The 24,915-nt window shown below is 59.3% G+C and carries 24 protein-coding genes; 7 read left to right on the top strand and 17 right to left on the bottom strand.

What is annotated here, in order from left to right; translation table 11 throughout:
- Positions 1-68: 68 nt before the first annotated feature.
- Complete coding sequence (gene trhA / locus ACVDG9_RS07165; RefSeq protein ID WP_023000058.1) at positions 69-722, top strand: PAQR family membrane homeostasis protein TrhA; 654 nt, start codon at positions 69-71, stop codon at positions 720-722.
- 66 nt (positions 723-788) lie between these two features.
- Here trhA and ACVDG9_RS07160 read toward each other — a convergent pair whose 3' ends face one another.
- Positions 789-1,526: a L,D-transpeptidase gene (locus ACVDG9_RS07160; RefSeq protein ID WP_447237623.1), complete on the bottom strand. Its 738-nt coding sequence runs from the start codon at positions 1,524-1,526 to the stop codon at positions 789-791.
- Positions 1,527-1,674: 148 nt separating this feature from the next.
- On the opposite strand from ACVDG9_RS07160, the gene ACVDG9_RS07155 reads away from it, so the two are divergent.
- A complete protein-coding gene (locus ACVDG9_RS07155; RefSeq protein WP_062489580.1) occupies positions 1,675-2,742 on the top strand; it encodes a dipeptidase in 1,068 nt (355 codons plus the stop codon).
- Between the two features lie 381 nt (positions 2,743-3,123).
- Entirely contained in the window at positions 3,124-3,891 is a 768-nt protein-coding gene (locus ACVDG9_RS07150; protein ID WP_161633233.1) for a GntR family transcriptional regulator, read from the top strand.
- A 115-nt stretch (positions 3,892-4,006) separates the two neighbouring features.
- Here ACVDG9_RS07150 and ACVDG9_RS07145 read toward each other — a convergent pair whose 3' ends face one another.
- From ACVDG9_RS07145 to ACVDG9_RS07125, 5 genes are all read right to left on the bottom strand, one after another.
- On the bottom strand, positions 4,007-5,632 hold the full coding sequence (locus ACVDG9_RS07145) for an ABC transporter ATP-binding protein (RefSeq protein WP_035908324.1): 1,626 nt from the start codon (positions 5,630-5,632) through the stop codon (positions 4,007-4,009).
- A 10-nt stretch (positions 5,633-5,642) separates the two neighbouring features.
- Entirely contained in the window at positions 5,643-6,770 is a 1,128-nt protein-coding gene (locus ACVDG9_RS07140; RefSeq protein ID WP_168685688.1) for an ABC transporter permease subunit, read from the bottom strand.
- Between the two features lie 13 nt (positions 6,771-6,783).
- Positions 6,784-7,707: an oligopeptide ABC transporter permease OppB gene (oppB, locus tag ACVDG9_RS07135; protein ID WP_031268981.1), complete on the bottom strand. Its 924-nt coding sequence runs from the start codon at positions 7,705-7,707 to the stop codon at positions 6,784-6,786.
- A gap of 108 nt (positions 7,708-7,815) precedes the next feature.
- The gene (locus ACVDG9_RS07130) at positions 7,816-9,402 is read right to left on the bottom strand and encodes a peptide ABC transporter substrate-binding protein (protein ID WP_062489583.1); all 1,587 of its coding nucleotides are present in this window, start codon (positions 9,400-9,402) and stop codon (positions 7,816-7,818) included.
- A gap of 222 nt (positions 9,403-9,624) precedes the next feature.
- Positions 9,625-10,107, bottom strand: coding sequence for a BA14K family protein (locus ACVDG9_RS07125; RefSeq protein WP_447237622.1), 483 nt, complete (start codon positions 10,105-10,107; stop codon positions 9,625-9,627).
- Between the two features lie 203 nt (positions 10,108-10,310).
- On the opposite strand from ACVDG9_RS07125, the gene ACVDG9_RS07120 reads away from it, so the two are divergent.
- Together ACVDG9_RS07120 and ACVDG9_RS07115 are read left to right on the top strand one after the other, a co-directional pair.
- Positions 10,311-12,122 (top strand): ATP-binding cassette domain-containing protein, encoded by a 1,812-nt coding sequence (locus ACVDG9_RS07120; protein ID WP_447237621.1) that lies wholly within the window; start codon positions 10,311-10,313, stop codon positions 12,120-12,122.
- A 219-nt stretch (positions 12,123-12,341) separates the two neighbouring features.
- Complete coding sequence (locus ACVDG9_RS07115) at positions 12,342-13,004, top strand: FAD-binding oxidoreductase (protein WP_023000048.1); 663 nt, start codon at positions 12,342-12,344, stop codon at positions 13,002-13,004.
- A gap of 124 nt (positions 13,005-13,128) precedes the next feature.
- Here the strand turns inward: ACVDG9_RS07115 and ACVDG9_RS07110 are convergent, their stop codons facing one another.
- From ACVDG9_RS07110 to ACVDG9_RS07095, 4 genes are all read right to left on the bottom strand, one after another.
- Positions 13,129-13,701, bottom strand: coding sequence for a GNAT family N-acetyltransferase (locus ACVDG9_RS07110; protein ID WP_447237620.1), 573 nt, complete (start codon positions 13,699-13,701; stop codon positions 13,129-13,131).
- Positions 13,698-14,255 (bottom strand): type II toxin-antitoxin system RelB family anti-toxin, encoded by a 558-nt coding sequence (gene relB, locus ACVDG9_RS07105; RefSeq protein WP_447237619.1) that lies wholly within the window; start codon positions 14,253-14,255, stop codon positions 13,698-13,700. The genes ACVDG9_RS07110 and relB overlap by 4 nt, the downstream gene beginning before the upstream one ends.
- A 94-nt stretch (positions 14,256-14,349) precedes the next feature.
- Positions 14,350-15,612, bottom strand: a complete 1,263-nt coding sequence (gene fabF / locus ACVDG9_RS07100; RefSeq protein WP_023000045.1) for a beta-ketoacyl-ACP synthase II — start codon at positions 15,610-15,612, stop codon at positions 14,350-14,352.
- Between the two features lie 100 nt (positions 15,613-15,712).
- The gene (locus ACVDG9_RS07095; protein ID WP_023000044.1) at positions 15,713-16,132 is read right to left on the bottom strand and encodes a MarR family winged helix-turn-helix transcriptional regulator; all 420 of its coding nucleotides are present in this window, start codon (positions 16,130-16,132) and stop codon (positions 15,713-15,715) included.
- Between the two features lie 142 nt (positions 16,133-16,274).
- On the opposite strand from ACVDG9_RS07095, the gene ACVDG9_RS07090 reads away from it, so the two are divergent.
- Both ACVDG9_RS07090 and ACVDG9_RS07085 read left to right on the top strand, forming a co-directional pair.
- Positions 16,275-16,838: an HdeD family acid-resistance protein gene (locus tag ACVDG9_RS07090; protein WP_031268980.1), complete on the top strand. Its 564-nt coding sequence runs from the start codon at positions 16,275-16,277 to the stop codon at positions 16,836-16,838.
- 256 nt (positions 16,839-17,094) lie between these two features.
- Positions 17,095-18,213 (top strand): TauD/TfdA family dioxygenase, encoded by a 1,119-nt coding sequence (locus tag ACVDG9_RS07085; RefSeq protein WP_447237618.1) that lies wholly within the window; start codon positions 17,095-17,097, stop codon positions 18,211-18,213.
- Positions 18,214-18,294: 81 nt separating this feature from the next.
- Here ACVDG9_RS07085 and ACVDG9_RS07080 read toward each other — a convergent pair whose 3' ends face one another.
- From ACVDG9_RS07080 to ACVDG9_RS07050, 7 genes are all read right to left on the bottom strand, one after another.
- Complete coding sequence (locus tag ACVDG9_RS07080) at positions 18,295-19,032, bottom strand: anti-sigma factor (protein WP_152507208.1); 738 nt, start codon at positions 19,030-19,032, stop codon at positions 18,295-18,297.
- Complete coding sequence (locus ACVDG9_RS07075; protein WP_055658528.1) at positions 19,029-19,577, bottom strand: sigma-70 family RNA polymerase sigma factor; 549 nt, start codon at positions 19,575-19,577, stop codon at positions 19,029-19,031. The genes ACVDG9_RS07080 and ACVDG9_RS07075 overlap by 4 nt, the downstream gene beginning before the upstream one ends.
- A 235-nt stretch (positions 19,578-19,812) precedes the next feature.
- Positions 19,813-20,601 carry a DUF4394 domain-containing protein gene (locus ACVDG9_RS07070; RefSeq protein ID WP_023000039.1) on the bottom strand — a complete coding sequence of 263 codons (789 nt, stop codon included), beginning with the start codon at positions 20,599-20,601 and terminating at the stop codon, positions 19,813-19,815.
- A 221-nt stretch (positions 20,602-20,822) separates the two neighbouring features.
- On the bottom strand, positions 20,823-21,527 hold the full coding sequence (locus ACVDG9_RS07065) for a pseudouridine synthase (RefSeq protein WP_055658527.1): 705 nt from the start codon (positions 21,525-21,527) through the stop codon (positions 20,823-20,825).
- 1 nt (position 21,528) lies between these two features.
- Positions 21,529-22,572 carry a class I SAM-dependent methyltransferase gene (locus ACVDG9_RS07060; RefSeq protein WP_447237617.1) on the bottom strand — a complete coding sequence of 348 codons (1,044 nt, stop codon included), beginning with the start codon at positions 22,570-22,572 and terminating at the stop codon, positions 21,529-21,531.
- A 57-nt stretch (positions 22,573-22,629) separates the two neighbouring features.
- Positions 22,630-23,202: a GDYXXLXY domain-containing protein gene (locus ACVDG9_RS07055; protein ID WP_447237616.1), complete on the bottom strand. Its 573-nt coding sequence runs from the start codon at positions 23,200-23,202 to the stop codon at positions 22,630-22,632.
- Entirely contained in the window at positions 23,199-24,560 is a 1,362-nt protein-coding gene (locus ACVDG9_RS07050) for a DUF2157 domain-containing protein (protein WP_447237615.1), read from the bottom strand. Before ACVDG9_RS07050 ends, ACVDG9_RS07055 begins: the two co-directional genes overlap by 4 nt.
- Positions 24,561-24,915 lie beyond the last annotated feature (355 nt).

The raw sequence follows: 24,915 nt of genomic DNA, 5'->3' as shown, positions 1-24,915 counted from the left end.
TTATCCGCACGTTCAGCTGAGAGGGGTTGGACCACGCAATCGCGCTCCGAACGACCGAGGGATACTTGATGCCGACAATCAGACCGCAGACCTTTGCAGAATTCGTTGCCGACGGTGCCGTTCATGTGATCGGCATCTGCCTGGGGCTGACGGCAACCATTGTCCTGGCAGCCACGCTCTGGAACGCGGGTGACCCTGCCCGGCAGGTCACTGTCATGATCTATGCTGCCTGCCTGATGGCGATGCTGATCTGTTCCGCGCTCTACAACATGCTGGCGAAAGACCACAAGACAGGGATCCTGAGGCGGCTCGACCACGCGGCCATCTTCCTGATGATCGCGGGCACTTACACCCCCCTGGCGGCAATGATCATCGGCGGATGGACGGGCGGCGTGCTGCTGGCTGTCGTGTGGACCGGTGCGCTGGCCGGGGCCATCGTCAAGCTGGCACATCTGACCGGGCTTGATCGCCTCACTGTCCCCATCTACCTCGCGCTAGGCTGGGTGGTCGTTTTTGCCGTCAATCCGCTGATCGAAAAAGCATCCGCATTCGGGTTTTACATGATCCTGGCGGGCGGGCTGCTTTATACGGTTGGAACAGCCTTCTATGCCTGGAAACGCCTGCCATTCCAGAATGCGATCTGGCACGCCTTCGTACTGGCCGCCGCGGTCTGTCATTTCTCTGCCGTGTTCCACGACGTGGCCCTGATCAGAGCCGCCTGAAACCGTGCGACAAAAAAGGCGGCACCGACAGGTACCGCCCTTTTCCATTTCCATCAGCGTGGCTGCTTAGGCGTCCGCGTTGGGATCCTTGCTGAGCACGACCACCTTTGTCTGCAGCGGCACACGGCTGTACAGGTCGATCACGTCCTGCTGCCACATGCGGATACAGCCCGAAGACACACTCTTGCCGATGGAGTTCGGCTGGTTGGTGCCGTGGATACGGTAAAGCGTGTCAGTAGCACCTTGCCACAGATCCATGGCGCGCGCGCCGAGCGGGTTCTTCAGACCGGGCGGGTAGCCCTTTTCCCAATAACGCTCCAGAGACGGCTTGCGGGCAATCATTTCGCGTGGAGGGCGCCAGATCGGATGAGGCCGCTTGACGCGGATCTTCGCCTCGCCCGACCAGGCGAACCCGGCCTTGCCCACACCGATGCCATAGCGCAGCGCCTTGCCGTTGCCGAGCGTCCAGTACAGGAAGTTGTTATAAGGATCGACGATGATGGTTCCGGGCCGCTCGCGGGTTTTGTACTCCACGATCTGCCGCCAGTACTTCTGGTCGAAATTCTTGTAGTTGATTGCCGGCCAGGTGTAATCGCCATCGGGCCATGCCGCATAGGCAGCCGCATAGTCGAACTGCTCGTCCGGCAGATCGGCCTGATCCGGCAGACCAACCAGCCCGGCGGACTGACATCCTGCAAGGCCGGTTGCCGTAAGCACCAGGCCGGCGGCCAGGAAACCACGCCTGTTCATCACGCCACCTGCTGGCGAACTGTCAACATCGAGCGGCGAATTGGAACGCTTCATGAGACCTCCACAAATTCTGGCTCCTTCTTGAGACAGGTTTTCAACAGTTGCAAGTCACATTCGCCGAACTGCCTTACATTCTTCAGATGAATCCTTAGATTATTCCCAGCCGACCTTCTCCGGCCCACCCCACACTCAAGGTCCTTCCGTGCAGACAAACGTTTCAAAGTCGCCTTTTCCCGTCTTCGACGGTCACAACGACACACTCCTGAAACTTGAAATCGAGGCCATGAAAGGCACCGAGCGCAGTTTCTTTGACCGCTCGACCACAGGCCACATCGACATGGTGCGGGCGCAGGAAGCCGGATTTGCCGGTGGGCTTTTCGCCATGTTCGTACCGTCCAACCCGGAACAGGACTTCACCCGCCCCTTCAACCCGAAGGACCCTGCCAACTATCAGCCCGTACCGCAGAAGAGCGCGTTTGATTTCACAAAACGTATGCTGGAACGGGCCGAGCAGATCGAAGCCCAGTCGGAAGGCAATGTCGTCATTTGCAGAACGCCGGACGAGAACCGTACAGCGATCGAATCCGGCCAGATTGCCATAAGCCTTCACATTGAAGGTGCCGAAGCCATCGATACCAACCTCTATGCGCTGGAGGAGCTCTACGGCCGCGGTCTGCGCTCACTTGGCCTGGTGTGGAGCCGAGAGAATGATTTCGGATACGGTGTGCCGATGGCGCACCCGGCTTCACCGGATATCGGCCCCGGCCTGACCGGCGCGGGACGCGACCTGGTTCGCGCCTGCAACCAGCTCGGGGTGCTGCTTGATGTGTCCCATCTGAACGAAAAGGGGTTCTGGGACCTGGCGCGCATAACAGAACGGCCGATCGTTGCCAGCCACTCCAATGTTCACAAGATTTGCGAAAGCAGCCGCAATCTGACGGACAAGCAGCTTGATGCCATCAAGGAAAGCGGAGGTCTCGTCGGCATCAATTTCCATGTTGCCTTCCTGCGCAAGGACGGCGGTCATTCGCGTGACACGCCGCTTTCGGTCATTGCCGACCATGCAGCCTATCTGGTTGACCGCCTCGGCGAAGACAGCGTGGCTCTCGGCTCGGATTTCGACGGCTGTGTCCTGCCGCGCGACATCGGCGACGTCACCGGTCTGTCCCGTCTGATGGAAGAGCTCGACGGCCGCGGCTTCAATACACCGGTACTGGAGAAGATCGCCTGGAAAAACTGGATCTCCGCACTGGAGAAAGCTGCCGGCTGAACGGGCCTTTCTCGCCTTTGATCAAGATCACTCCGCCCGCCTCGCAAACTTGTTACCATGCGTAAACAGTTAGCGATTGCATTTGTGGACGGGCGGAGAAACAATGCATTTATTGTTATTTTTTGGCAGCCGTCTAAATATTAGATCCGGAATTCCACCTGAACTGCACGTTCAAGACCCACCCTCATCGGTGGCACAAGATGCAGGCAGGTTGCAGTATTCAGGCGGTTGTGCGTGGTTGGCACGTCCCATTGACCGTTCCTTCGCACCAGCGGATGACCGGATGGAGAAAAAAACGCGAGATTGCAGACGGCGATATTTGTCGGCTGTGGTCTTTCTTTGCGTTGCCATTCAGACGCGATGCCAGTGGGGGGCAGCGACGTGAATGTATTACTTACCGCGGACAGACGTTCGCCGGTTCAAGCGGAAAACAGGGGCAAGCGCGCGCGCAAGTCCGATGCAGTCTATCAGGACCTCAAACGCCAGATCCTGACCGGGGAAATGACCTCGGAAAGCCCGATTACAGAACAATCCCTTGCCCAGGACTATGGCTGCTCGCAGAGCACAATCCGTGAAGCGCTCATGCTGCTTCAGGAATGCGGCCTCGTTGTTCGCCGCGGCTATCAAGGCACCTACGTCACAGATCCGAGCCCGCTAGAAGCCCGTCTGATGCTGAAACTTCGCATCGACATTGAATCGACCGGCGTCGTGGAAGCGGTCAAACATGTCACCAAGGACCAGGTGAACGAGCTCTATGACCTTGAAGACCAGTTCGAAGCCTGCCGCGACAAGCGGGACGTGTTCGGCTGTGCCGAGATCGATCGTGCTCTGCATCTGAAACTCTTCAGAATTGCCCGGATGCCGGTTCTGGATCCTATGCTGGTCAGGACCTTCATGATCCTGCAACGGGTCATGCTGTCGAGACCGCGTTCCGAACAATCATGGACCAGGCCGAATGTGACCCCGCACCGGTCCGTCATCGAAGCGCTGGAAGCTCATGATGTCGACGCGACGCTGACGGCTCTTCGAGCTCATATCCTGTCGAGCGCCGTTTTGCTGGCTCCACACTTTTACGGTACGGATATCGTGGAATTGCAGGACCAGTTCGACGCGCTGCCTGTTCAGGCAGCTGGTTTCAATTGGCGCTAGGGTAAGTTCAACCGACCTCCCCGCTCACACAGGCCGAGAGCCCACAGGGTGCGGGCGGCCAACCGCTTTTGGATTGACCGCCCGCGCACCCGAGATGCTTATTGAGGGTTCACCCTCAGGCGCTTTCCATCATTTGCTGCTGGGTCAGCATTGCGGCCCCGATCAGCTCCTTGGTGTAATCGCACTTCGGCGCCTCGAAGATTGCGTCGGCGGACCCCGCCTCAACAACCTTGCCACGTTGCATCACCATCACCGTGTCGGACAGCGCGCGCACGACGGCAAGGTCATGACTGATGAACAGATAGGTCAGGTCATGAGCCTTCTGCAGGTCACGCAGCAGTTCCACCACCTGCTTCTGGATCGTCCGGTCGAGAGCCGAGGTCGGCTCGTCGAGCACGACCAGTTCCGGCTTCAGAACCATGGTGCGGGCAATCGCGATACGCTGACGTTGTCCGCCCGAAAACTCGTGCGGATAGCGATTGCGCATGACCGGGTCGAGTGACACTTCCTCAAGTGCCTTGCAGGCACGCTCATCCCGCTGGCGGGCGTTGAGTGAGGGTTCGTGCACCATCAACCCTTCGGAAATGATCTGGCCGACCGTCATACGCGGGGACAGAGACCCGAAAGGGTCCTGGAAGATAAGCTGCATGTCCTTGCGAAGCGCGCGCATTTCGGAACGGTTCTTGCCGGTGATCTGCTGTCCGTGGAACACCACCCGGCCACCGGCCGGCAACAGGTTCAGCACTGCACGACCTAGGGTGGACTTGCCAGAGCCACTTTCGCCGACGATGCCCAGTGTCTGGCCCTTGCGCAGCGAGAAACTGATGTCGTCAACCGCACGCAACACATGCTTGGGCTTCAGGAAACCGGAATCGAGCTCGAATTCCACTTCGACCTTCTGCGCTTCCAGCAGAACAGGCGCGCTGTCCGGCACCGGCAGCTTGTGGCCTGTCGGCTCCGCATCCAGAAGCATCTTTGTGTAGGGATGCGCAGGCCGGGTGAAGATCTGCCCGGTCTCGCCGCTTTCCACCACTTCACCGGTTTTCATGACATAGACCCGGTCCGCGATACGGCGAACGATACCCAGATCATGAGTGATGAAGATCACCGCCATGCCGAGCCGCTTTTGCAGATCCGCCAGAAGGTCCAGGATCTGCGCCTGTGTGGTGACATCGAGCGCAGTGGTCGGCTCGTCGGCAATCAGCACGTCTGGATCGTTGGCAAGCGACATTGCGATCATCACACGCTGGCGCTGGCCGCCTGACATCTCGTACGGATAGGCGTTGATCTTGCGTTCCGGCTCGGGAATGTTGACGAGTTTCAGAAGCTCGAGGGCCTTTGCCTTGGCCGCTTTCCACGACAATCCGCCATGAACGACCATGGGCTCGGCCAGCTGCCGTCCGATGGTGTAAAGCGGGTCGAGCGAGGTCATCGGCTCCTGGAAGATCATGGTGATCTTGGCACCGCGGATCTTGTTGAGCTTGCCCACCGGCAGGCCGAGAATATTCCGGCCTTCGTAGATCACCTCGCCGCGTGTGCGCCCGTTGGACGCCAGAAGGCCCATAGCCGCCATCATGGTCTGGCTCTTGCCCGAGCCGCTTTCCCCGACGATAGCGACGGTTTCACCCGCCTGGACGTGAATGTCGACGCCCTGAACCGCATTGACGGTACCCGTCGCGGTTTCAAAGTCGACCTTCAGATCCTTGATTGAGAGGACCGTTTTCTTGGTTTCGCTGGTCATGGTCTTCTCCTCACCGGTCCTTCGGGTCCAGGGCATCGCGCAGGCCGTCGCCGATGAAGTTCAGCGCAAACAGGGTCGATGTCAGGAAGATGGACGGGAAAATCAGCATCCAGGGAGCCCCTTGCAGATTTCGCGCGCCTTCGGAAATCAACACGCCCCAGCTGGTCATCGGCTCCTGAATGCCGAGGCCAAGGAAGGACAGGAAACTTTCCAGCAGGATCACCTTCGGCACCAGAAGGGTCATGTAGACCACGACCGGACCAAGCGTATTCGGGATGATGTGCCGGCGCACGATACCGCCATCGGCCACACCGAGCGCTTCGGCTGCCTGCACATATTCCTGGCGTTTGATGGTCAGCGTCTGCCCGCGCACGATGCGCGCCATGTCGAGCCATTCCACGGCACCGACGGCGATGAACATCAGGATGAAGTTCCGGCCGAAGAACACGACGAGCATGATCACGAAGAAGATGAACGGCAGCGAATAGAGGATATCCACGACGCGCATCATCATCTGGTCGACCCGGCCACCGAGATATCCTGAAGTCGCCCCGTAGAGAACACCGATCGATATCGCAACGATGGTTGCCAACAGACCGATGGTCAGCGACACGCGGCCGGCGATGAAGGTCCGGGTCATCATGTCACGACCATTGGCGTCGGTGCCGAAATAGAAATGCATGAAGTTGATGTCGGCCCTGACCGTTGCAGACTTGTTGTCTGCGGACATGTCCGTCAGCTCGGTATTCCTGAACAGGTCGCTGCGGTCGAAATACAGCACCGACCGGGGATCGATATCCCGGCTGGAGGTGACCTTGGCGACAATCGTGTCGCCTTCGCGCTCAAACGCATCCACGGTCAGACGCGCCCGTTTGGCGGAAGACATGAACCCGGGCTCGACCTGCTCAGGCTTCGGATAGGCCTCCAGGCTGGCCGGCACCTTCACGTAGTCACGATAGACGGTGTCGTAGTGATGGGGCGACAGGATCGGGCCAAGGATCGAGATCAGGCCGATTGTCAGAAGCACGATGATGGAGGCGACCGCCGCACGGTTGGCGAGCAACCGGTCGCGTGCGTCGTCCCACAGGGAACGCCCCTTAGCAGGCGCCCCGGTGGATGATGTTGCAGTGAGGGTCACAGTCGTCTCCTCCTCAGTCGTAGCGCACACGCGGATCGAGCAGCGCATAGAGCAGATCCACGACGAGGTTGAACAGGATAACAAAGCAGGCAACGACAACAACCGTCCCCATGACCAGGGTGTAGTCACGGTTGAGAGCGCCCTGCACGAAGTAGCGGCCGATACCCGGGATACCGAAGATGGTTTCGATCACGACGGAACCGGTGAGCAGCGCTGCCGCAGCCGGGCCGAGGTAGGAAACGACCGGCAGGATCGCCCCTCTGAGCGCATGCACCACGACGATCATGTAGGAGGTCAGCCCATAGGCCCTTGCAGTGCGAACATGGTTGGACCTGAGCGCCTCGATCATCGAGCCGCGCGTCAGACGTGCCACGACTGCGATCTGAGGCAGCGCGAGTGTCACGACCGGCAGCACCCGGTTGACGAAAGCCCCACCATTCCAGCCCCCCACGGGCAACCAGCCGAGCCACACGCCGAGGATCAGGGTCAGGATCGGCGCAACGACGAAGTTGGGGATCGTGACGCCGAGCGTTGCCGCAGCCATGATCGAATAGTCTGCCGGTTTGTTCTGGCGCAGCGCCGCCGCCACGCCCAGGAAACCGCCAACCACCAGGGCCAGGCAGAGCGCGGACAAGCCCAGCTGGATGGAGATGGGAAGACTTTCCGCAAACAGTTCATTGATCGAGAAGTCGCGGAAGTAGAAACTCGGACCGAAATCCAGACGGGCCACGCTCTGCAGGTACAGCAGGTACTGGTTCCACAGGGGCTCGTTGAGATGGTAGATCTTGTTCAGGTTTTCCATCACCTTTGCTTCCAGGGGACGTTCCAGATCGAACGGTCCACCCGGCGCGATGCGGATGAGGAAAAAGGAAATCGTGACAATCAGAAAAAGCGTCGGGATTGCGCCGAGCAATCGTCCGAGGACATATCGGAGCATAGGCTTTGCCTCTGTTTGTTAAACGGCGGTCTTTCGGTCAATCTTGATTGATTGATGCCGCCTTGCAAGAACCGGCAGGGAAGCCCTGCCGGTCTCGATGTTGTCAGGTTATTCGGAGATGCTCATCCAGCGGGACGGATGGATGTTGAGGAGGTTGTCCTCAAATCCTGCCATCTTGTCGGAGACCAGGTTCATGGAACCGTAGTACATCATCGGAATGAACGGCAGGTCCCGCATGAAGAGCTCTTCAGCCTTCTTCAGGATGTCCGCACGCTTCTCCAGATCCACCGTGACGGCCGCTTCGTCCATGAGTGCATCATACTCAGGATTGTTGTAGCGGGCGTAGTTGAAGCCGTCGTTGTCGCTCTCGACCATGAACAGGAAGTTCTGCGGGTCGGAGTAGTCGCCAATCCAGCCGGCGCGGGCGACGTCGAAGTCCTGACGGTCACGCAGCATGGCGTAATGCGTCTTGGTGTCGGTGTTGATCAGCTTGACGTTGACGCCGAGAGGTTTCCACATGTCGGCAATCGCGACTGCCGTATTCTTGTGGTTTTCGGACGTGTTGTAGTTGATCGTCAGTTCGACAGGATTGTCCGGGCCGAAACCGGCATTGGTCAGAAGTTCGATCGCTTTTTCTTCGCGGTCGATCTGGGACATGTCCTTGTAGTCGGCATAGGCCGGTTCACCGTAGTTGCCGATGCCCGGCGGCACGAAGGAATAGCCGGCCACCATGGTGGAGCCCCAGATTTCGTCGGCCAGGAACTCACGGTCAATCGCCATGGACAGAGCCTGGCGGACGTCCGGGTTCTTCAGGACTTCGTCTTCGTGATTAAGCGCGTAATAGTAGGTGCCCAGATACGGCGCCACGTGGAACTGGTCGCCCAGGTTCTCACGCATGAAGGCGACCTGCTCGGTCGGCGCATCGTTGTTGGTGTGCAGCTCACCGGCCTGGAACCGGCGCAGAGCCGCGCCACGGTCTTCGGTCGGATAGAAGAAGACAGTGTCGATCTTCACCTGATCGGCGTCATGGAAATGCGGGTTCTTGACCGCTTTCACATGTGCGTTCGGCACGAATTCTGCGAGGGTGAAGGCACCGTTGGTGACGATGTTTTCGGCTTTCACGAAATCGGAGCCGAATTTTTCAACGGAAGCCGGATGGACCGGAAGGCCGGTCTGGTGGCCCAGAAGGTCAATGAAATACGGCGTCGGGGACTCCAGAGCGATCTCGAGCGTGTGATCGTCAAGCGCCTTCACGCCGAGTTCTTCCGGCTTGGCTTCGCCCTTGTTGACCTTTTCGGCGTTCAGGATCGGATACAGAACGTTGGCGTATTTCGCGCCTGTTTCCGGGTTCATGATGCGCTGAAGCGAAAAGACGAAATCGCCGGCAACAACCGGATCCCCATTGGACCACTTGGCATCATCGCGCAGCATGAAGGTATAGGTCTTGCCGTCGTCGGAAACCTTCCACTCCGAAGCCACGCCCGGAATGATCTGGCCATCGGCGCCATAGGCAACCAGGCCCTCGTAAAGATCACGCAGGATATGCGCTTCATAGGTTGTGGAGGTCTTGTGCTGATCCAGGGTTTCCGGGTCGGCAGTGTTGCCGCGGTGGTAGACCACCTCTGCAACCGCAGTAATAGATGTAGCAGCCATCAAGGCAGCCGCAAGCGCTGTCACACGCATGGACTTGAACATATCGCTCTCCCCTCTTGGGTTATAGTTGAAGCAAATGGAACGATGGGTCACAAGATTCCACGCTCTTTGCGAGCAATCAAGCATCCCCCAACGGCACATTTCGACCTTAGTCGCAAAAAGGCGATGTTTTTGCTTGTTTTTAAACGAAACCGGAAAATTTTTCCGTTGTTTTACTCGGCGGTCAAATAATTTGACCTCAACACGCGCAATTATGTTTCAATCCTAGCGGCAAAATCGATATTTTCCACTATGAGCCAGATACATGCCCGTATCAGGGTTGAAAGACTTGAATTTCCGCGCGCAATAGGCCGTCCACTGAGGGGTAAAAGGAGCCAGTCCGGTCTTGGTATAGGGGACACGCTGCGGTTGTCCGCGATAGCGCGGCGGGTTCACATAGACCCGCGACCGGTAGGGATAGGCCCGCATGTCGTAAGGGTGGTAATAGTAAGGTGCGCCATAGGGACGGTAAGGCGGGCCGTAAAGACCATAAGGTGCGTAGAAGGCACCGCCGCGATAGCCACGATTGCCGAAACCGAAGCCGATACCGACACCATTGAAATAGATCCCGTCGGCACGTGCGGGCGATGTGCCGGTCAAGCCGGCGATTGCCCCGGCCAGACACATGGCGACAGCGGCAAGACAGATCCGAAACCGCATGCGGGCAAGAGAGCCCCTTTCGCGTTTCGCCAGGTTCAGGTCAGACATGATGCTCTCTCCTGTCGGCGCACGCCCCGCGCCTGTTGGTCGCCCCTGTCCACACGCTGCCCAGAATAACGCATTCGGGCACCAAAATCTCTCCGATCCCGATCAAAAATGCTGGGCGTTCTTTCCGGGCCGCTTGCGCGGTTCACGCGCGGCCAGTAAACCGGGCGCCGATCCGACATTCCGACCGGGAAAACAAGACCCTCATGGCCCCACCGCTGCTGACACTTCGTGACGTTCATCTGACCTTTGGCGGCACGCCACTTCTTACCGGTGCCGAGCTTTCCGTTTCCGAAGGTGAGCGCATGTGCCTTGTCGGCCGCAACGGCTCCGGCAAGTCGACCCTTTTGAAGATTGCTGCCGGCATGGTGGAGATGGACAAGGGCGAACGCTTCTTCCAGCCCGGCCGCACGGTGCGCTATCTCCCGCAGGATCCGGACCTTTCCGCCTACGCCTCGACACTGGAGTATGTCAACGAAGGCCTGACCGAGGGCGACGATCCCTATCGCGGCGCTTATCTTCTGGAAGTCCTGGGCCTTAGCGGCACGGAAGACCCGAAGTCCCTTTCCGGCGGCGAAGCCCGCCGAGCTGCCCTCGCCCGGACGCTCGCCCCCGAGCCGGATATCCTGTTGCTCGACGAACCAACCAACCACCTGGACCTTCCCGCCATCGAATGGCTGGAACAGGAGCTGAAGAGCCTGAAGTCTGCCCTGGTGCTGATTTCCCACGACCGTCGCTTCCTGGAAAACCTGTCGCGCACCACTGTCTGGATCGACCGAGGCGTCGCCCGCCGGCTCGACAAGGGCTTTGCCCACTTCGAAGCCTGGCGCGACGAGGTGTTCGAGCAGGAAGAGATCGACCAGCAGAAACTGGCACAGAAGATCAAGCGCGAAGAGCACTGGATGACCTACGGTGTCACCGCCCGGCGCAAGCGCAACATGCGGCGCGTGCGCGAGCTTGCCGACCTTCGCAAACAGAAGCGGGAACATCGCGGGCCTCAAGGCACCGCCAAGCTTGCTGCCACGGATGCCGAAGTTTCGGGCAAGCTGGTGATCGAAGCCAAGGGCATTTCCAAGACCTATGGCGACCGTGCCATCGTCAAGGAGTTCTCGACCCGCATCCAGCGCGGTGACAGGATCGGTTTTGTCGGCCCGAACGGCGCCGGCAAGACGACGCTTCTGAAGATGCTGACAGGCGAACTGGCACCGGACACGGGCACGACACGGCTCGGCACCAACCTGGAAATGGTCACGCTCGACCAGAAGCGCGAGAACCTGAACCTCAACGACACGCTGTCCTCGGTCCTGACCGGCGGGCGCGGCGATACGGTGGTGATCGGCGACGAGACCAAGCATGTCATGTCCTACATGAAGGACTTCCTGTTCTCGCCGGAACAGGCCCGTACGCCTGTGGGTGTGCTGTCGGGCGGTGAACGCGCCCGCGCCATGCTCGCCCGGGCACTGGCCAACAAGTCGAACCTGATGGTGCTCGACGAACCGACCAACGACCTCGACCTTGAAACGCTCGACCTGCTGCAGGAACTGCTGGCCGACTATCCCGGCACAGCCCTGATCGTCTCGCACGACCGCGATTTTCTCGACCGGGTGGCAACCTCCGTGATCGTCTCGGAGGGCGACGGCCTGTGGCGTGAATATGCCGGTGGCTACACCGACATGCTGGCACAGCGCGGCGAAGGCGTGACCGCCCGCAAGGCCGACAAGGCAGCGCCCGTGAAGAAGGAAAAGTCTTCCGCTCCAGAGGCTTCGCCGCAAAAGCCTCAGGCAAAATCAAAACTGAGCTTCACCCAACAGCATCTTCTGAAAACCCTGCCGGACACGATTGAGAAACTTGAAGCACGTCTCGAAACGCTTCAGGCGGAAATGAACGACCCGCAGCTCTACGTGAAGAACCCTGACAAATTTGCCAAGATATCCCAGCAAATTACTGATCTCACGAATGAAAAGGATGCTGCGGAAGAGCAGTGGCTGGAGCTGGAAATGCTGAACGAGGCAGGTTAGGCAAGCTCTTCGGCACATCAACTTCAGAAATTGATTCAACTCTGGGACCGCCCAGCTCTGCACTCCGGCACCGCGATCACATGGTCTCGGGAGCACTAGGCGCCTCACCGGGCACATTGCACCAAATCAGACCTATGGCACCCAGCCGGGACACCGTGTTCTGGCGGAACCTGCCGCCACCTGTCGCGTTTCCTTTTCGAGCAAGAAGGAGACGCACAGATGCACAAGGCGACCATTCTCAAGATCGACCAGGTCACTCACGATGTGAAACGCTTCCGTCTTGTCGAGCCTGAAGGGTTCGACTTCAAGGTCGGTGACGCGACAGAGATTGCGCTCGATGAAGACGGATGGCGGGACGAGACTCGCCCCTTCACGATGACGTCCTTGCCCGAAGAGCGAACCCTCGAATTCACTATCAAGGGATACCCCGATCACGACGGGGTTACGGAGCGCCTTCACAAGCTGAAGGAGGGCGACCACGTGCTGATCGCCGATCCGTTCAAGACCTTCCGCTATGACGAGCCGGGTGTGTTCATTGCCGGCGGCGCCGGCATCACGCCGTTCCTTGCGATATTCCGGGACCTGGAGAAGAAGGGAAAGCTGAACGGTAACCAGCTGATCTTTGCCAACAAGACCTCGGAGGACATTATCTACCGCAAGGAACTTGAGGCTATGGACGGCCTGAAGATCGATCACGTTCTGTCAGACGAGGACACGGCCGGCAGCCACCACGGCATGATCGACGCGGACATGATCAAGGAATTCGTGCCTGATCTGGACCGGCGGTTCTACCTTTGCGGACCGCCGCCCATGATGGAGGCGGTTCAGGAAGTGCTCGAGGAACTTGGCGTCAAGGCGGACTCTGTGGAATTCAGCGACTAACGCAGGCGTGGTGGGTCTGCTTCCTCAGCTGAGCCATCTTGGCGACTGGCAAACCAGGCAAAGCCCAGCGGAGACCCGTGCCTCGGGCCTCCGCCGCCTCTACTGCGGAGCAAATCGCTTCCCCTCACCGTAAATCCTTGAAGAACACGGTTGTCGCGTCCAGATGGCCGTGGCTGTTATAGGCGTAGTCCGGAATGACGCCGACCTTCTGGTATCCGCAAGTCGGGTAGAGCTTTTCCGCCCGATCTCCGGTGACCGTATCCAGCACCAGCATCCAGCGGTTCTCGGAACGGGCAAGGCCATCGATGGCCGACATGAGCTTTCTGGCAAGTCCCTTGCGCCGATGTTCCGGATGAACCATCAGCTTGGCGACGTCCGCCCGATGGGGCTGGTTGTCGGCTCCTGCCTTCACAAGCATCACCACGCCCGCAATGTCCGCCCCTTGACGCGCGGCAAGCAGAAATGCCTCCCCACTTTCGATGGCGGGCAGCTTGCTCGCCCAGAAGGTTTCCGCCTTGGCCTGTGGCATCGGCAAAAGGAAGCCGATCCCGGCACCATCTTCGACACATGCTTTCAGAAGCTGCCCCAGGGCGGGAAGCGACCTGCGCACCTCATCTGCGGACATCAGATCGACGGGTGCTTCAGGCGTGAACGGCTGGACTTGCAGAGGTCCGGTCTCGGTAACGGGAAGTGTCATGGCGTGATCACCGTCAGGAAATAGCGTGCCGGAACCGTTCCAGACGCGTGGTAACTGTTGGGGGCGTTGAGACGGAACTGCAGGGCATCACCAGGCTCCAGGTCGTAGGCATCCGGGCCGATGATCATCCGCAGGCTCCCCTCCAGAAGCACAAGTTGATGCTCCAGATCCGGAACCGGCGGAGCGGCATAGGCAACGGTGGCACCCGGGGGAATGCAACCTTCGATCATGGCCCCGCGATACCCGCTTGCTGCCGGCGTTAATGTGCGGCGGACATAACCTGTCTCCGGGTCCGTCCAGACGGCCTGCGCGTCCCGAGGAACAAGGCGCTCGATCGTAGCGGAGGCCGCTCCGAATAGTTCGGCCATTGAGAGGCCGAATGCCGCGGCAAGTTTTCCGAGAACGCTTGCGGTCGGGCTGGTATCGCCGCGCTCGATCCGCGAAAGGGTGGCCCGGCTGATACCGGTGCGTTCGGCCAGATCTTCCAGTGGCCAGTTTCTGGCCCGTCGCAGCTCGGTCAGCCGCCGGGCAAGATCGTGATCAAGGTTCGACATCAAAAAAAATCCCATAAATGAGAATTTTCTCATATATGGGATTTTTCATTTTACAAAGCTCAAAGAATGAGCAGTGTCTGACGGTCTTTTAGTTTCACACCTTCGAGAACACCGCGCTGGCGTTCACACCGCCGAAACCAAAGCCATTGGTGAGGATGTGGTTGACGTCACGAGCAATGGCCTTGCCGGGGATCATTTCGAACCGGCTCATGGCCTCGTCGGCCGCTTCCAGATTACGGGAAGGCGGCAGCAGACCGCTCATCAGGGCCTTGACGCAGGCGATTGCCTCCACGGCTCCCGCGGCCCCCAGCAGGTGGCCGAACATCGACTTTGACGACGACACCGCAAGGTCCTTGCCACGGTTTTCGAAAAGTGTTGTCAATGCAGCAATTTCGGCAGCATCGCCGACGGGCGTCGATGTGGAGTGCGCATTGACGTAACCGATTTCACCGGGCGAGAGATTGGCCGTCGACAAGGCCTGCCGCATTGCCCGCAGACCGCCCTCACCGTCCGGCGAAGACGCGGTAACGTGATAGGCGTCGGCACTGGTGCCGTAACCGGCCAACTCGGCCAGGATCGTCGCACCGCGGGCGGTGGCATGGTCATGGTCTTCAAGGATCAGGATGCCAGCGCCTTCGCCCATGATGAAGCCGTCACGGTCCTGGTCAAATGGCCGGGACGCATGTGCCGGATCGCCATTGCGTTTGGAGGACATGGCCTTCGCGGCACAGAACCCGGCGTAGGAAACCTTGTCGATACAGGCTTCTGACCCGCCTGCCACCATCACGTCGGCTTCTCCCGAACGGATAATACGGGCGGCATCGCCAAGGGCCTGAAGGCTGGCGGCACAGGCAGTCACCGGCGCGCCAATCGGCCCCTTGAGGCCATGCCGGATGGAGACCTGCCCGGCAGCCAGGTTGGCCAGGAACGACGGCACCAGAAAAGGCGACGCGCGGCGGGGGCCTTTTTCGTCCACCAGCCGCGTACCGGCGGTCATGGCCGGAAACCCGCCAACCCCGGTCGCGATGATCGTGCCTGTGCGTTCCTTGTCCCTGTCGGACTTCGGCTCCCAACCCGCATGGGCCAGCGCTTCCTGAACCGCTCCCATGGCAAAATGGATGAACCGGTCAGAGCGGCGCTGTTCGCGCGGATCCATCACTGCATCGACATCAAAGCCATGCTCGTCTTCTGCTTTGGAAGGTACCTCGCCTGCAATCTGGCAAGCCAGCTCACCTGCATCGAAGTGGGTGATCTGGCGGATGCCGTTGCTCCCGTCTTTCACCCGGTTCCAGAAGGCATCTACCCCGGTGCCCAGCGGGGAAACGATCCCCAGTCCCGTCACGACCACACGTCGCATGTCTTACCTCACATTGGTTTGCCAGCGCCCCCGCCCCGGCAGTTAAGATGTGTCGAGGCGGTTTGCCAGTCCGCCCGAGATGGAAATCCTTTTTGCCCGGCTATAGCTCCGAAAGCCGTTTCAGGGTGTCGATGGCACGCAGAAATTCATCGCTGCCGAGATGTCCCTTCACGTCTGCCTGGGCCTGCCGCCACAACGGGACGGCAGTATCAAGAAGCTCCGCACCCTTCGGGGTCAGCCGATACTGTTTGCTGCGGCCGTCCCGGACGGGTTGCGATGCGACCAGCCCCTTGCGCTCCAGAAGAGCGACATTGCGCACCAGCGTCGTTCGTTCCATGGACAGCCGCTTGGCCAGTGCTGCCGTCGTCACACCTTCGTATTTGCGGATCGAGACAAGAACGGAGAACTGACCGGCCGTCATGCCAACCTGCCGCGCCAGCTTGTCATAGTGCCGGCTGACGGCACGTGCGGCCTTGCGCGCGTTGTCGAGAACGCAGAGCGAGAAATCGTCTTCTTCCATGCGGGCTTTGTGTGCATATACACATCAAAAGTCAAGTCACAGTCGAACGATCCCCTTCCCGGGCAATTTGTCATCAGGATATTGCGTTTATTTGCAAAGGGGTTACGGTCAACAACGGCAACCGGAGCGTGAGGAGGTCAAAATGACAGATGCTGTTCAGGCCGTAGAGAATATGAGAAGAAAGATCCAGGACAACTGGGGCTGGTTTCTGGCGCTCGGCATTGCGCTGGTCATAGGTGGCATCATCCTGATCGCCGCTCCCCTGGCAACGTCGATTGCCGTGACGATCCTGATCGCGGCCGTGCTATTCGTCGGCGGCCTGGTTCAGATCTACAATTCCTTCAAGACCCATGGTACCGCCAGTTTCCTCTGGAACCTGATCACCGGCATTATCGCTGTCATCGGCGGGATCGTGATTTATGTGAACCCGCTCGCGGGAACCATCGCGCTGACACTGGTGATTGCCGCCATCTTCGTGGCGCAGGGCATCAGCCAGATCCTGCTGGCCTTCAAACTGAAGCCGCATGACGGCTGGGTCTGGGTGCTGATCGCAGGGCTCGTGTCCCTGGTGGCCGGTGCCATGATCTGGCTGGAGCTGCCGAGTTCGGCCGCCTGGGCACTTGGCCTTCTGGCCGGCATTTCCGTGCTGATCAACGGCTGGAGCTACATCGCCATTGCCCTTGCAGCCAAGGCATCCAAGAACTGAACCTGAATTTATTTGAGATGACTGGCACCCGGCAGAATTTCATTTGCCGGGTGCTTTTTTTGATGTAGCGTTTTTCAGGTTCAACAGCAGGCATCGCCTGCGTTCAGGCTGTTCCGTGGATGGTTTCTGTTCTCGGCCGCAATGGCGGCAATCCGCATAACAAGGCCTATTGGTGGTGGCCGCCCCCTGCCGACCGTTGATGTTTGCCGGCTCTTGCCGGTGTCTTTCCCCTCCAAGACATCAACGGATTTTCGAAATGACGAACGTGACCTTGCGCGGTGAGGACCGCATGCTTTCTGTCGCCTGGACCGATGGCACCAGCACCGACTTTCCCTTCATCTGGCTTCGCGACAACTGCCCGAGCGGGTTTCATCCGCAAACGCAGGAACGCCAGTTCGACCTGACCGGCATTGCGATGGATATTTCCATCGCGAAGGCCGAACAGGATGCGGATGAAATTATTCTAACCTGGTCCGGCGACGGCCATGTCAGCCGCTACAGGGCCGACTGGCTGTTCGATCACCGGCCAGGGGTCGGACTTGCCGATCCAGCCGAGATCGAGCCTGCGCTGTGGCGCGGTGATCTTGTCCCGGAAAGCCTTCCGCGCGCGGCGGCCGCCGACTTGATGGTCAACGACGATCTCCTTCTCGCTTTCCTGATCGAAGCCAAGAAAACCGGCCTTGCTCTTGTTGACGGCATGGTTGACGACGTGGAGGCAGGTGTCGATGTCGCCCGCAGGATCGGTTTTCTTCGGGAGACCAATTTCGGCACGACATTTGAGGTCATTTCCAAGCCGAACCCGAACAACCTGGCCTATACGTCCCATGCCCTTCCTTTGCATACGGACCTGGCCAATCAGGAATTGCCACCAGGCTTCCAGTTCCTGCATTGTCTTGCCAATGAAGCAGAAGGTGGCGGTTCGACCTTTTGTGACGGCTTCGCGATTGCGGACGATCTCGCCCGTCTCGATCCGGAGGCCTTCCGGCTCCTTGCCGAGACGCCGGTGCCCTTTCGCTTTCACGACGAGGACTACGACATCCGCCGCCATCACACGGTGATCGAACTCGATCTGTTCGCACGCGTGCAGGAGCTCCATTTCAACGCCCATCTCGCCGGGATCTTCGATCTGCCGGCCGATCGAATGGAAGCTTATTACGGGGCGTATCGCACCTTGATGCAGATGACCCGATCAAGGAATTACGTCATCACCACACGGCTGAAAGGCGGAGAGATGGTGATCTTTGACAATCGGCGGGTCCTGCATGGCCGAGCCGCTTTCGACCCTGGCACCGGGTTCCGCCATCTGCGCGGCTGTTATGTCGACCGCGGCGAATTCGACAGCCGCATACGAGTCCTCAGCCGAAAAAGAAATTAAGGGTCTCATAGTCAAGAGCGCCCGAACATGTCCGGGCGCTCTCCAGTTCTTTACACGTTCCGGTGCTTTTCACACCGATGATCAGCGAGGCTCCCTGGCAAGACCCTTGCCGAGGATGGGGCCGGTCGGCAACCCGGTTGGAGAGCCTCCCGGCTGTTCGAAGGTGATCTCATAAAGCTGGTCAGGCTTGGGAACCGGCAACCCGGCAGCTTGCAGGATCGTTTGTTTAGGCTCATCGAAGATGCCCAGGGAAACCGGCGGCCCATCCGGATCCGGTTTGGTCCAGAGCTGAAGGATCGTGCCTGCCGGGACATCGGTCTGCCCCAGAAGCGTGACCTGGGTCGCGTTGTTCTCAGCCCCTTCGATCATCGCAACAGGCTGCCCGGCATCGTTGACAAGCACGGCAATCACCTGCGGTTCAACTGTCGTCATGAGGTTCCAGACAAGCGCGATGGCAAGTACGAGGCTCGCTGCCAGGCTGGCTGCCGCCGTCCACATCATTGGCCTGCTGCGCTTTTCTCTCTCGGACTTGAGATCCACCGGCGCTTCAACACGACTGTCTTTCGTCTCGGGAGCGGCAATACTCTCTTCCACCGCGTCCAGACGCCTTTCAACGCGATGCCAAAGGCTCTCCGGCACGGCTTCACGGGGCGTCGCGGCGTCGAGGGCGGCGAACCGCTGACGGGCAAGTTCCACGAGAACGGCCAATTCCGGCTCCTTCATCAGGCGATCTTCCACTTCGCGCTGTTCTTCTGGGTCGCACAGGCCAATGACGAATTCGTCGGCAAGTTCAGCAAGATTTCGGCGGGCCGTTCTCATGACATGCACTCCCGCAAGGAAGTCAGGCCACGGCGCACCCACGCCTTTACCGTTCCAAGGGGGGCCGACAACCGGCCGGCAATTTCACCATGGGTGTAGCCCCAGATATAGGACATCAGCACGGCACTGCGCTTTTCCGTTTCCAGTCGTCCGAGACAACGGCGCAACTCGCTGTCATGGCCCAGCATTTCCCACGCCTCGTTCAGTTCGCTGCCGTCGATCTGACGTTCCAGCTTGTCGTCATCGGTTGCCGATTCCCGGGCCCCGTCACGAAGCATGTTCAAGGTCCTGTTCCGCAGGACCGCGTAGATCCACGCGCGTCCGGATCCCTTCGCAGGATCAAACTGGGAAGCCTTGCGCCAGATCAGGACCAACGCATCCTGGAGCGCATCTTCAGCAAGGTCCTGCCGGCGCAACATGCGCTTGGCAATGCCCAGCATCTTGGGGCCTTCCAGTTCCAGGATCTGTCGCAGGGCCTGCCGGTCCTTGCGTGCACAGGCGGCCAGAAGGGCCGCGTGATCCACTTCGCTTACGCTTTCCGGCATATCCAGCACGTTGGTCTCACTTGTTCAATCTCACCAGGGCTCCTGAGTGCTACGCATCAGAAGCGTTGCCGGACCAGTCGTACCGGTAAGGGACCGGAGCAGCCTGGGGTGGGTGGTCCAGGCTGCTCCGGCAATCGGCTTTGCGAACCAGGTGGGACGGGGCCGCAAAGCCCAGAGCATCCTTGTTCATTCAGCGGGCTGAAGATGCTCTGTCAGTATGTGTTTTGGATGGGGCTTACATCGCGGTCATGAACGTGATGTCGCGCAGCGGCCATTCCAGGCCACCCAGTTCCCAGCTGTCGGTCACCTTGCCGGTTTCCAGCGAAACGGTGTGCAGCCACGTGCCGGTTGCCAGCCAGGCCTTGTTGTTGCCTTCCGCGTCGGTGGCGACATCAAAGGCATAGGTTTCGGCAGCGTCCACACCCAGTTTGCCAACGGCCGCAAGGGTGCCATCGTTCGGCGAAGTCTGACGGATGACGGCACCAATGGTCGCGTCGATGTCGTACATCGCCGTCGTTTCCGGCTGGCCGTAGGAGTTGATGTAGGCGGCAGCAACGATGTTCGGCGCCTCACCCGCATGCATGTCCTTTTCCTCAAAGGCCAGGCTGCCATCGACGGTCACCTTGCCGCTTTCGATATCAACCCGGTGGTTGGTCACACCGGTCATGAAGCGCAACTTGTTGGCCTTGGGGTTGAAGTCGACGATGACAGGCTGCCCGTCTTTCAGCGGCAGCATCTTGTCCATCTTGGAAATCACCGTTGCCGCACCGGTCTTCGGATCAATCTCGACGATTTCATGAGCGCCACTGACGCCGATCAGCTGCCCCGTTGCCGGCCGCAGGTCAATGCCGAGCAGGCTGTCGACACCGGAAACTTCCATCGTGTCGGTGACCTTGCCGGAATTGCTGTCGATGACCACCAGGGTCTTTTCACCGGCAAGACCGATCGCAGGGGTCGCGTGAGCAGCGCCAGCGGCAAGAACAAGGGCGGATGCTGTCAGAAGGCTACGTGCAATAAGGGGCATTTCAGATCTCCGTCTCTCAAAGGCAGGAGGCATCGGATTGGCCTCACTTCCCGGAAACACGGCAGATCGAATTTTGGATGCAGCAGGGGGAAATCTTTTTTGGAATTTTTCAGAAATTGGCGATCAGATAAAATATAAGTACCTGAATTTATTGAACTTAAAAGAGAAACCTCTCATCACAAAAAAATCCTGGTTCGCAGCAGAAACAGGAAACCGTGACCTCATCCGCCTTCGAAAATGCGTGTCTTTTCTTCTTCGGACAGCACTTTCCATTTGCCCTCTTCGAGACCTTCCAGACCGAGGCCGCCGATGTGGCTGCGGGTCAAGTCGGTGACATGATTGCCCGTTGCTGCAAACATGCGGCGTACCTGGTGATACCGGCCTTCATGCAGGGTCAGCCGGGCATGGGTTTCGTCCAGAACCTGAAGCTCCGCCGGCTTCAGCGGCTTGTCTTCACTTTCCAGCATCATGTCGCCGGAGGCAAACAGCGCGCCTTCGTCGCCCTTCATCGGGCGGTCGAGCGTCACTTCGTAAATCTTGGGAACTTCGGACTTCGGCGAGATGACGCGATGCAGGAATGTGCCGTCGTCGGTAAACAGCAAGGCACCGGACGTTTCCTTGTCCAGCCGACCGATGGTGGACAGAACCGGCTTTCGCATGCGGAACCTGTCCGGCAACAGGTCATAGACCAGCCGGCCCTGATCCTTGATGGAGCAGGTGTAGCCAAGCGGCTTGTTCATCAGGATCACCACCCCGTGTGCGGGGTCGAGCGGCTCATCGTCGAAGAGGATGTCCTCGTGAGCGGTCTTGGCATCCGCCTTCAAACGGCTGCCCTCGCGGTCTGTGAGCCACCCGTTGCGGATGGCGACCTGCATTTCCTTCCGGCTGCCATAGCCGAGATTGGCAAGGAGTTTTACAAGACGCATCTTACCGACCTCCCTTGCCTTTGACAGCCCGGATTACCTTGTAGCCACCTTCGTCGGCGAGCTGTTTCACATCGGCGAAGACTTCGCCCAGCGTGTGCTCGTAGGGAAGATGCCGGTTCGCGACCATGAAGAACTCGCCACCCGGCCGCAGTCCGCGGGCAGCGGCGCGAATGAAGCCCTGACCGACGTCGGCGCGATCTGCCTTGCCGGCCTGGTGGAACGGCGGGTTGGAGACGATGAAGTCGTAAGGTCCTTCGATGCCATGGGTCACATCCGACCAGATGCCGTTCATCGTTCTGAGGCCCTTGAAGGCAGCCAGGTTCTGTTCGGCCAGATCCAGCGCACGCTTTTCCGCCTCGTAGAGATCCATCGAAGTGACCTTCGGAGCCTTCTCGAAAACGGCACGTGTCAGATAACCGAAGCCCGCTCCAAGATCAGCGCCTCTGCCCTTCAGCGTTGCCGGCACAAAGTCTGCCAGAAGTCTGGAGGCCGGGTCGATCCTGTCCCAGGCGAAGATGCCCGGCCGGCTGACGAATGCGCCGTCAAGCACGGTCCGCGGCGCATCGAGTACCAGCCATTCGGCGAGAAGCTCGGTGTTCAGGCTGTCATCGGAAAGTTCACTCCAGACAACCCGGCACTTGTTCTTGGTCATTTTCTCGGCGCTGCCCAGAAGCTCCTGAAGATCGCTTTCCAGCGTCTTGGCACCTTCGGTGTTGGGCGCGCAGGCAATCACGGTTCCACCCGGCCGTGTCTTTGAAACAGCACGGGCAAGCTGTGCCCTTGCTTCCTGCCGTTGACGACCGGGAAGAACGAGAACAGCGTCGAAGCTTTTGTCTTCCGTCTCCGCGTCTACCTTCAGCCCTGCCTTTTGCAGCGCATCCCGGTCTGGTGCGAAACTCTGTTCGCAAACAAGATCTGCGTCGGCAAGCGCTGCAAGCGGACGCCCTGTCCTTGCGCGCAGGAACAGAACGCGGCTCTTGTCGGCAAGCTCGACAGCCCCGGTTTCAAGAGGCAAGACGAGTGTATCGAGCGCGGGATCGGACATGGCGGTCTTTCAGACGGGTTTCAGCTGACGCGCTCATACCGCCAGAATGGCCGAAGGTCAAAAGATCGCATCAGACCGGATTGCTTTTCCATCCACCAGCAGGTTTACCGGCAGCGACCGGCCGTCTTCGGTCAACGAGATTTCAAGAAGAATGCGCGATGTGTCCATGCGTTCGATTTCAAGTCCCTCGCCCTCGGGCAGGAAGAAGGCATCGATACCGTAGTCCACCCGTATTTCGTCACCAAGAACGGAGCGAACGGTACCGGCGATCGCCAGATCACCGGCGTCAGCTCTTTCCTTCGCGATCAAGACCGGCACCGCAGCACCCGTTCCTTCTGACTTCAGACCGACGAAGATGTTGTCTCCCGACTGGACCTTGTCAGCTCCGGGCACCGCCCTGGAAATGGTGCCGATCGCAAGATTGATCACCACATAGTCGCCACGGAGCAGGTCTCTCGGGTCAACCGGCACCACGGCAAGCGAAACAGCGGTTCCGCTGTGTTGCACGTCCAGCCGGTCGAACAACGGGATTGAGATGAGGCCAAGCTGGATCAGGGCCAGAAGTCCCCAAAGCAGCCATTGGGCGCGGGACTGCGGTTTTGAAACGGGAGTTGCAGTTGCCGTGGTCATTCCTGAACCTCCCCGGTGACGTCACCTTGTTCCGGCGTCCGGCCACCGCGCCTCATCAGACGCGCCAGCCAAAGGGCCATTCCCAGCAGCAGAACTCCTGCCACCAGGAAGAACAGCGACTGCCCCAGCAAACTGCCGATGGTGACCTGAAGCAGCCAGAGCGCGACCGCAGTCAGGCCGAAATAGGCACAAAGCATCCAGAACCTGTTGTTATACCATGTCCCCAGCGCGCACAGACCGATTAGTGCGGCCAGAACAAAGGCTGCAAGCACGAGAACGTTGGCTGTCAGAACCGGCATCAGCACGGCCACGAGCGCCAGGCCGGTTGCCCCGAAGAGCGCCCCCGACTTCACGGTCTTGTAGGATAGCAGCAGGCCTGTCACCAGGAGAGCCAGAGCGACGGCCAACGGCACCATGGCAGGGAGTGTTGCAAGGCCGCCCAAGGTCGGTTCATCCGCAACCTCGGGAACAAACACGAGCGCCAGGACGACCAGCACCGACAAGACCAGAATACCGACATCCTGAAGGGACCTTGCCATCAGCCAATGCCCATGACTGCGCGTCGGCCGGTCGCTTGACCACTTCACGAAAAGATCGGCAACGGGATCGAGCAACATCATCGCGGCCGCCATACCACCGGTTCCGGCTAGGAACATTGCAGTGATGAAATCATCGCTGGAGCTCATCAGTTCCGCTGTTTCGCCAAACCAGCGGCCATAGGTTACCCAGAGCAGCGAAATCGCGGCCCAGCGCGAAAGCCGTGCGGGATGGATGACCGGATGTGCAAACACCGCGACAAGAAGGAGAAGCCCGATCAGATCTTCCATCAGCGGTGCCGAACCGAATTCGGACCGCATGATCTGCCAGGTTATGGCAGCACCGGCAGCGACGATCAGGGATGTTTTCGAACCGGTGAGCCACGCGGCAGCCAATGCACCGAGACAGACAAGGAAAGCACCACCGGGCCAGTCTGCGGGCAAGTGGAAGATCTGTCCGACCAGCGCCATGCCACCGAGAAAAACCAGCGTTGCAAAGCCAGTGGCAAGATCCGCGATACCCTTGCGCCCTCTTGTAGCGGCAAAGGCCGCAAGACCGTTGCTCGCAACGACAAGCAGTGCAATGCCGACGAGCTTCACGGACTTCGGGATAGCTCCCCAGTTTGCCGCAATGAACGCCAGCAGCGCCAAAGCCACGCAGACCATTCCAATTCCGGCAAGGGCCATGGGCAGGCGTGAACGACCGTCGTCCTGATCCTGCTCCTTCAATATGGCCGTTGCACCGGCAGAACTCACCCAGCCCTTCTCGACCCAAAGTTCCAGGTCGTCCTTCAAGCGTTTCTTATAGGCCCAGTCGAACATGCGGCTCCGCCAGTTTTCTCTTCATTTTTCTCTCGAAGCAGGGTTTTCCCTCACCCAGGTACACGGGTTTCCGAACCACGAGCGGCTCTGCTTCGGACAAGAAGTAGGCACTCGAGTGGCGAATAGGAAGTTTGTCTTTCGCCATCACGCTGGAGCGTAGCGAAAAATGCAATAAAAACAGAGTTCGAAATTCGGCAGCTCAAATTCCTACCGGAAGCAGCGTTCCGGCACTTGTGAGCAGCACCGATCTTGCTATGCTTAACGGACAAATCCGGCGGCTGGACATCGGCGCCACCTGTGCCGGATTGCCGGAAACATGTCTTAGCCTGCTAAGCGAAACACCGTTTCAGATCAG

The sequence above is a fragment of the Roseibium sp. RP-7 genome (genome assembly GCF_053005225.1).
Note: the sequence above shows the minus strand (reverse complement) of the source record. Positions and strands in the feature narration are given on the sequence as shown.

Coding starts and splice junctions, on each gene's coding strand:
- ACVDG9_RS07070 (WP_023000039.1), bottom strand. CDS start 20,601: ATGCCCCTTATTGCACGTAGCCTTCTGACAGCATCCGCCCTTGTTCTT.
- ACVDG9_RS07090 (WP_031268980.1), top strand. CDS start 16,275: ATGACAGATGCTGTTCAGGCCGTAGAGAATATGAGAAGAAAGATCCAG.
- ACVDG9_RS07065 (WP_055658527.1), bottom strand. CDS start 21,527: ATGCGTCTTGTAAAACTCCTTGCCAATCTCGGCTATGGCAGCCGGAAG.
- ACVDG9_RS07120 (WP_447237621.1), top strand. CDS start 10,311: ATGGCCCCACCGCTGCTGACACTTCGTGACGTTCATCTGACCTTTGGC.
- ACVDG9_RS07095 (WP_023000044.1), bottom strand. CDS start 16,132: ATGGAAGAAGACGATTTCTCGCTCTGCGTTCTCGACAACGCGCGCAAG.
- relB (WP_447237619.1), bottom strand. CDS start 14,255: ATGTCGAACCTTGATCACGATCTTGCCCGGCGGCTGACCGAGCTGCGA.
- ACVDG9_RS07115 (WP_023000048.1), top strand. CDS start 12,342: ATGCACAAGGCGACCATTCTCAAGATCGACCAGGTCACTCACGATGTG.
- ACVDG9_RS07060 (WP_447237617.1), bottom strand. CDS start 22,572: ATGTCCGATCCCGCGCTCGATACACTCGTCTTGCCTCTTGAAACCGGG.
- ACVDG9_RS07050 (WP_447237615.1), bottom strand. CDS start 24,560: ATGTTCGACTGGGCCTATAAGAAACGCTTGAAGGACGACCTGGAACTT.
- ACVDG9_RS07080 (WP_152507208.1), bottom strand. CDS start 19,032: ATGAGAACGGCCCGCCGAAATCTTGCTGAACTTGCCGACGAATTCGTC.
- ACVDG9_RS07160 (WP_447237623.1), bottom strand. CDS start 1,526: ATGAAGCGTTCCAATTCGCCGCTCGATGTTGACAGTTCGCCAGCAGGT.
- fabF (WP_023000045.1), bottom strand. CDS start 15,612: ATGCGACGTGTGGTCGTGACGGGACTGGGGATCGTTTCCCCGCTGGGC.
- ACVDG9_RS07145 (WP_035908324.1), bottom strand. CDS start 5,632: ATGACCAGCGAAACCAAGAAAACGGTCCTCTCAATCAAGGATCTGAAG.
- ACVDG9_RS07125 (WP_447237622.1), bottom strand. CDS start 10,107: ATGTCTGACCTGAACCTGGCGAAACGCGAAAGGGGCTCTCTTGCCCGC.
- ACVDG9_RS07055 (WP_447237616.1), bottom strand. CDS start 23,202: ATGACCACGGCAACTGCAACTCCCGTTTCAAAACCGCAGTCCCGCGCC.
- oppB (WP_031268981.1), bottom strand. CDS start 7,707: ATGCTCCGATATGTCCTCGGACGATTGCTCGGCGCAATCCCGACGCTT.
- ACVDG9_RS07110 (WP_447237620.1), bottom strand. CDS start 13,701: ATGACACTTCCCGTTACCGAGACCGGACCTCTGCAAGTCCAGCCGTTC.
- ACVDG9_RS07130 (WP_062489583.1), bottom strand. CDS start 9,402: ATGTTCAAGTCCATGCGTGTGACAGCGCTTGCGGCTGCCTTGATGGCT.
- ACVDG9_RS07085 (WP_447237618.1), top strand. CDS start 17,095: ATGACGAACGTGACCTTGCGCGGTGAGGACCGCATGCTTTCTGTCGCC.
- trhA (WP_023000058.1), top strand. CDS start 69: ATGCCGACAATCAGACCGCAGACCTTTGCAGAATTCGTTGCCGACGGT.
- ACVDG9_RS07075 (WP_055658528.1), bottom strand. CDS start 19,577: ATGCCGGAAAGCGTAAGCGAAGTGGATCACGCGGCCCTTCTGGCCGCC.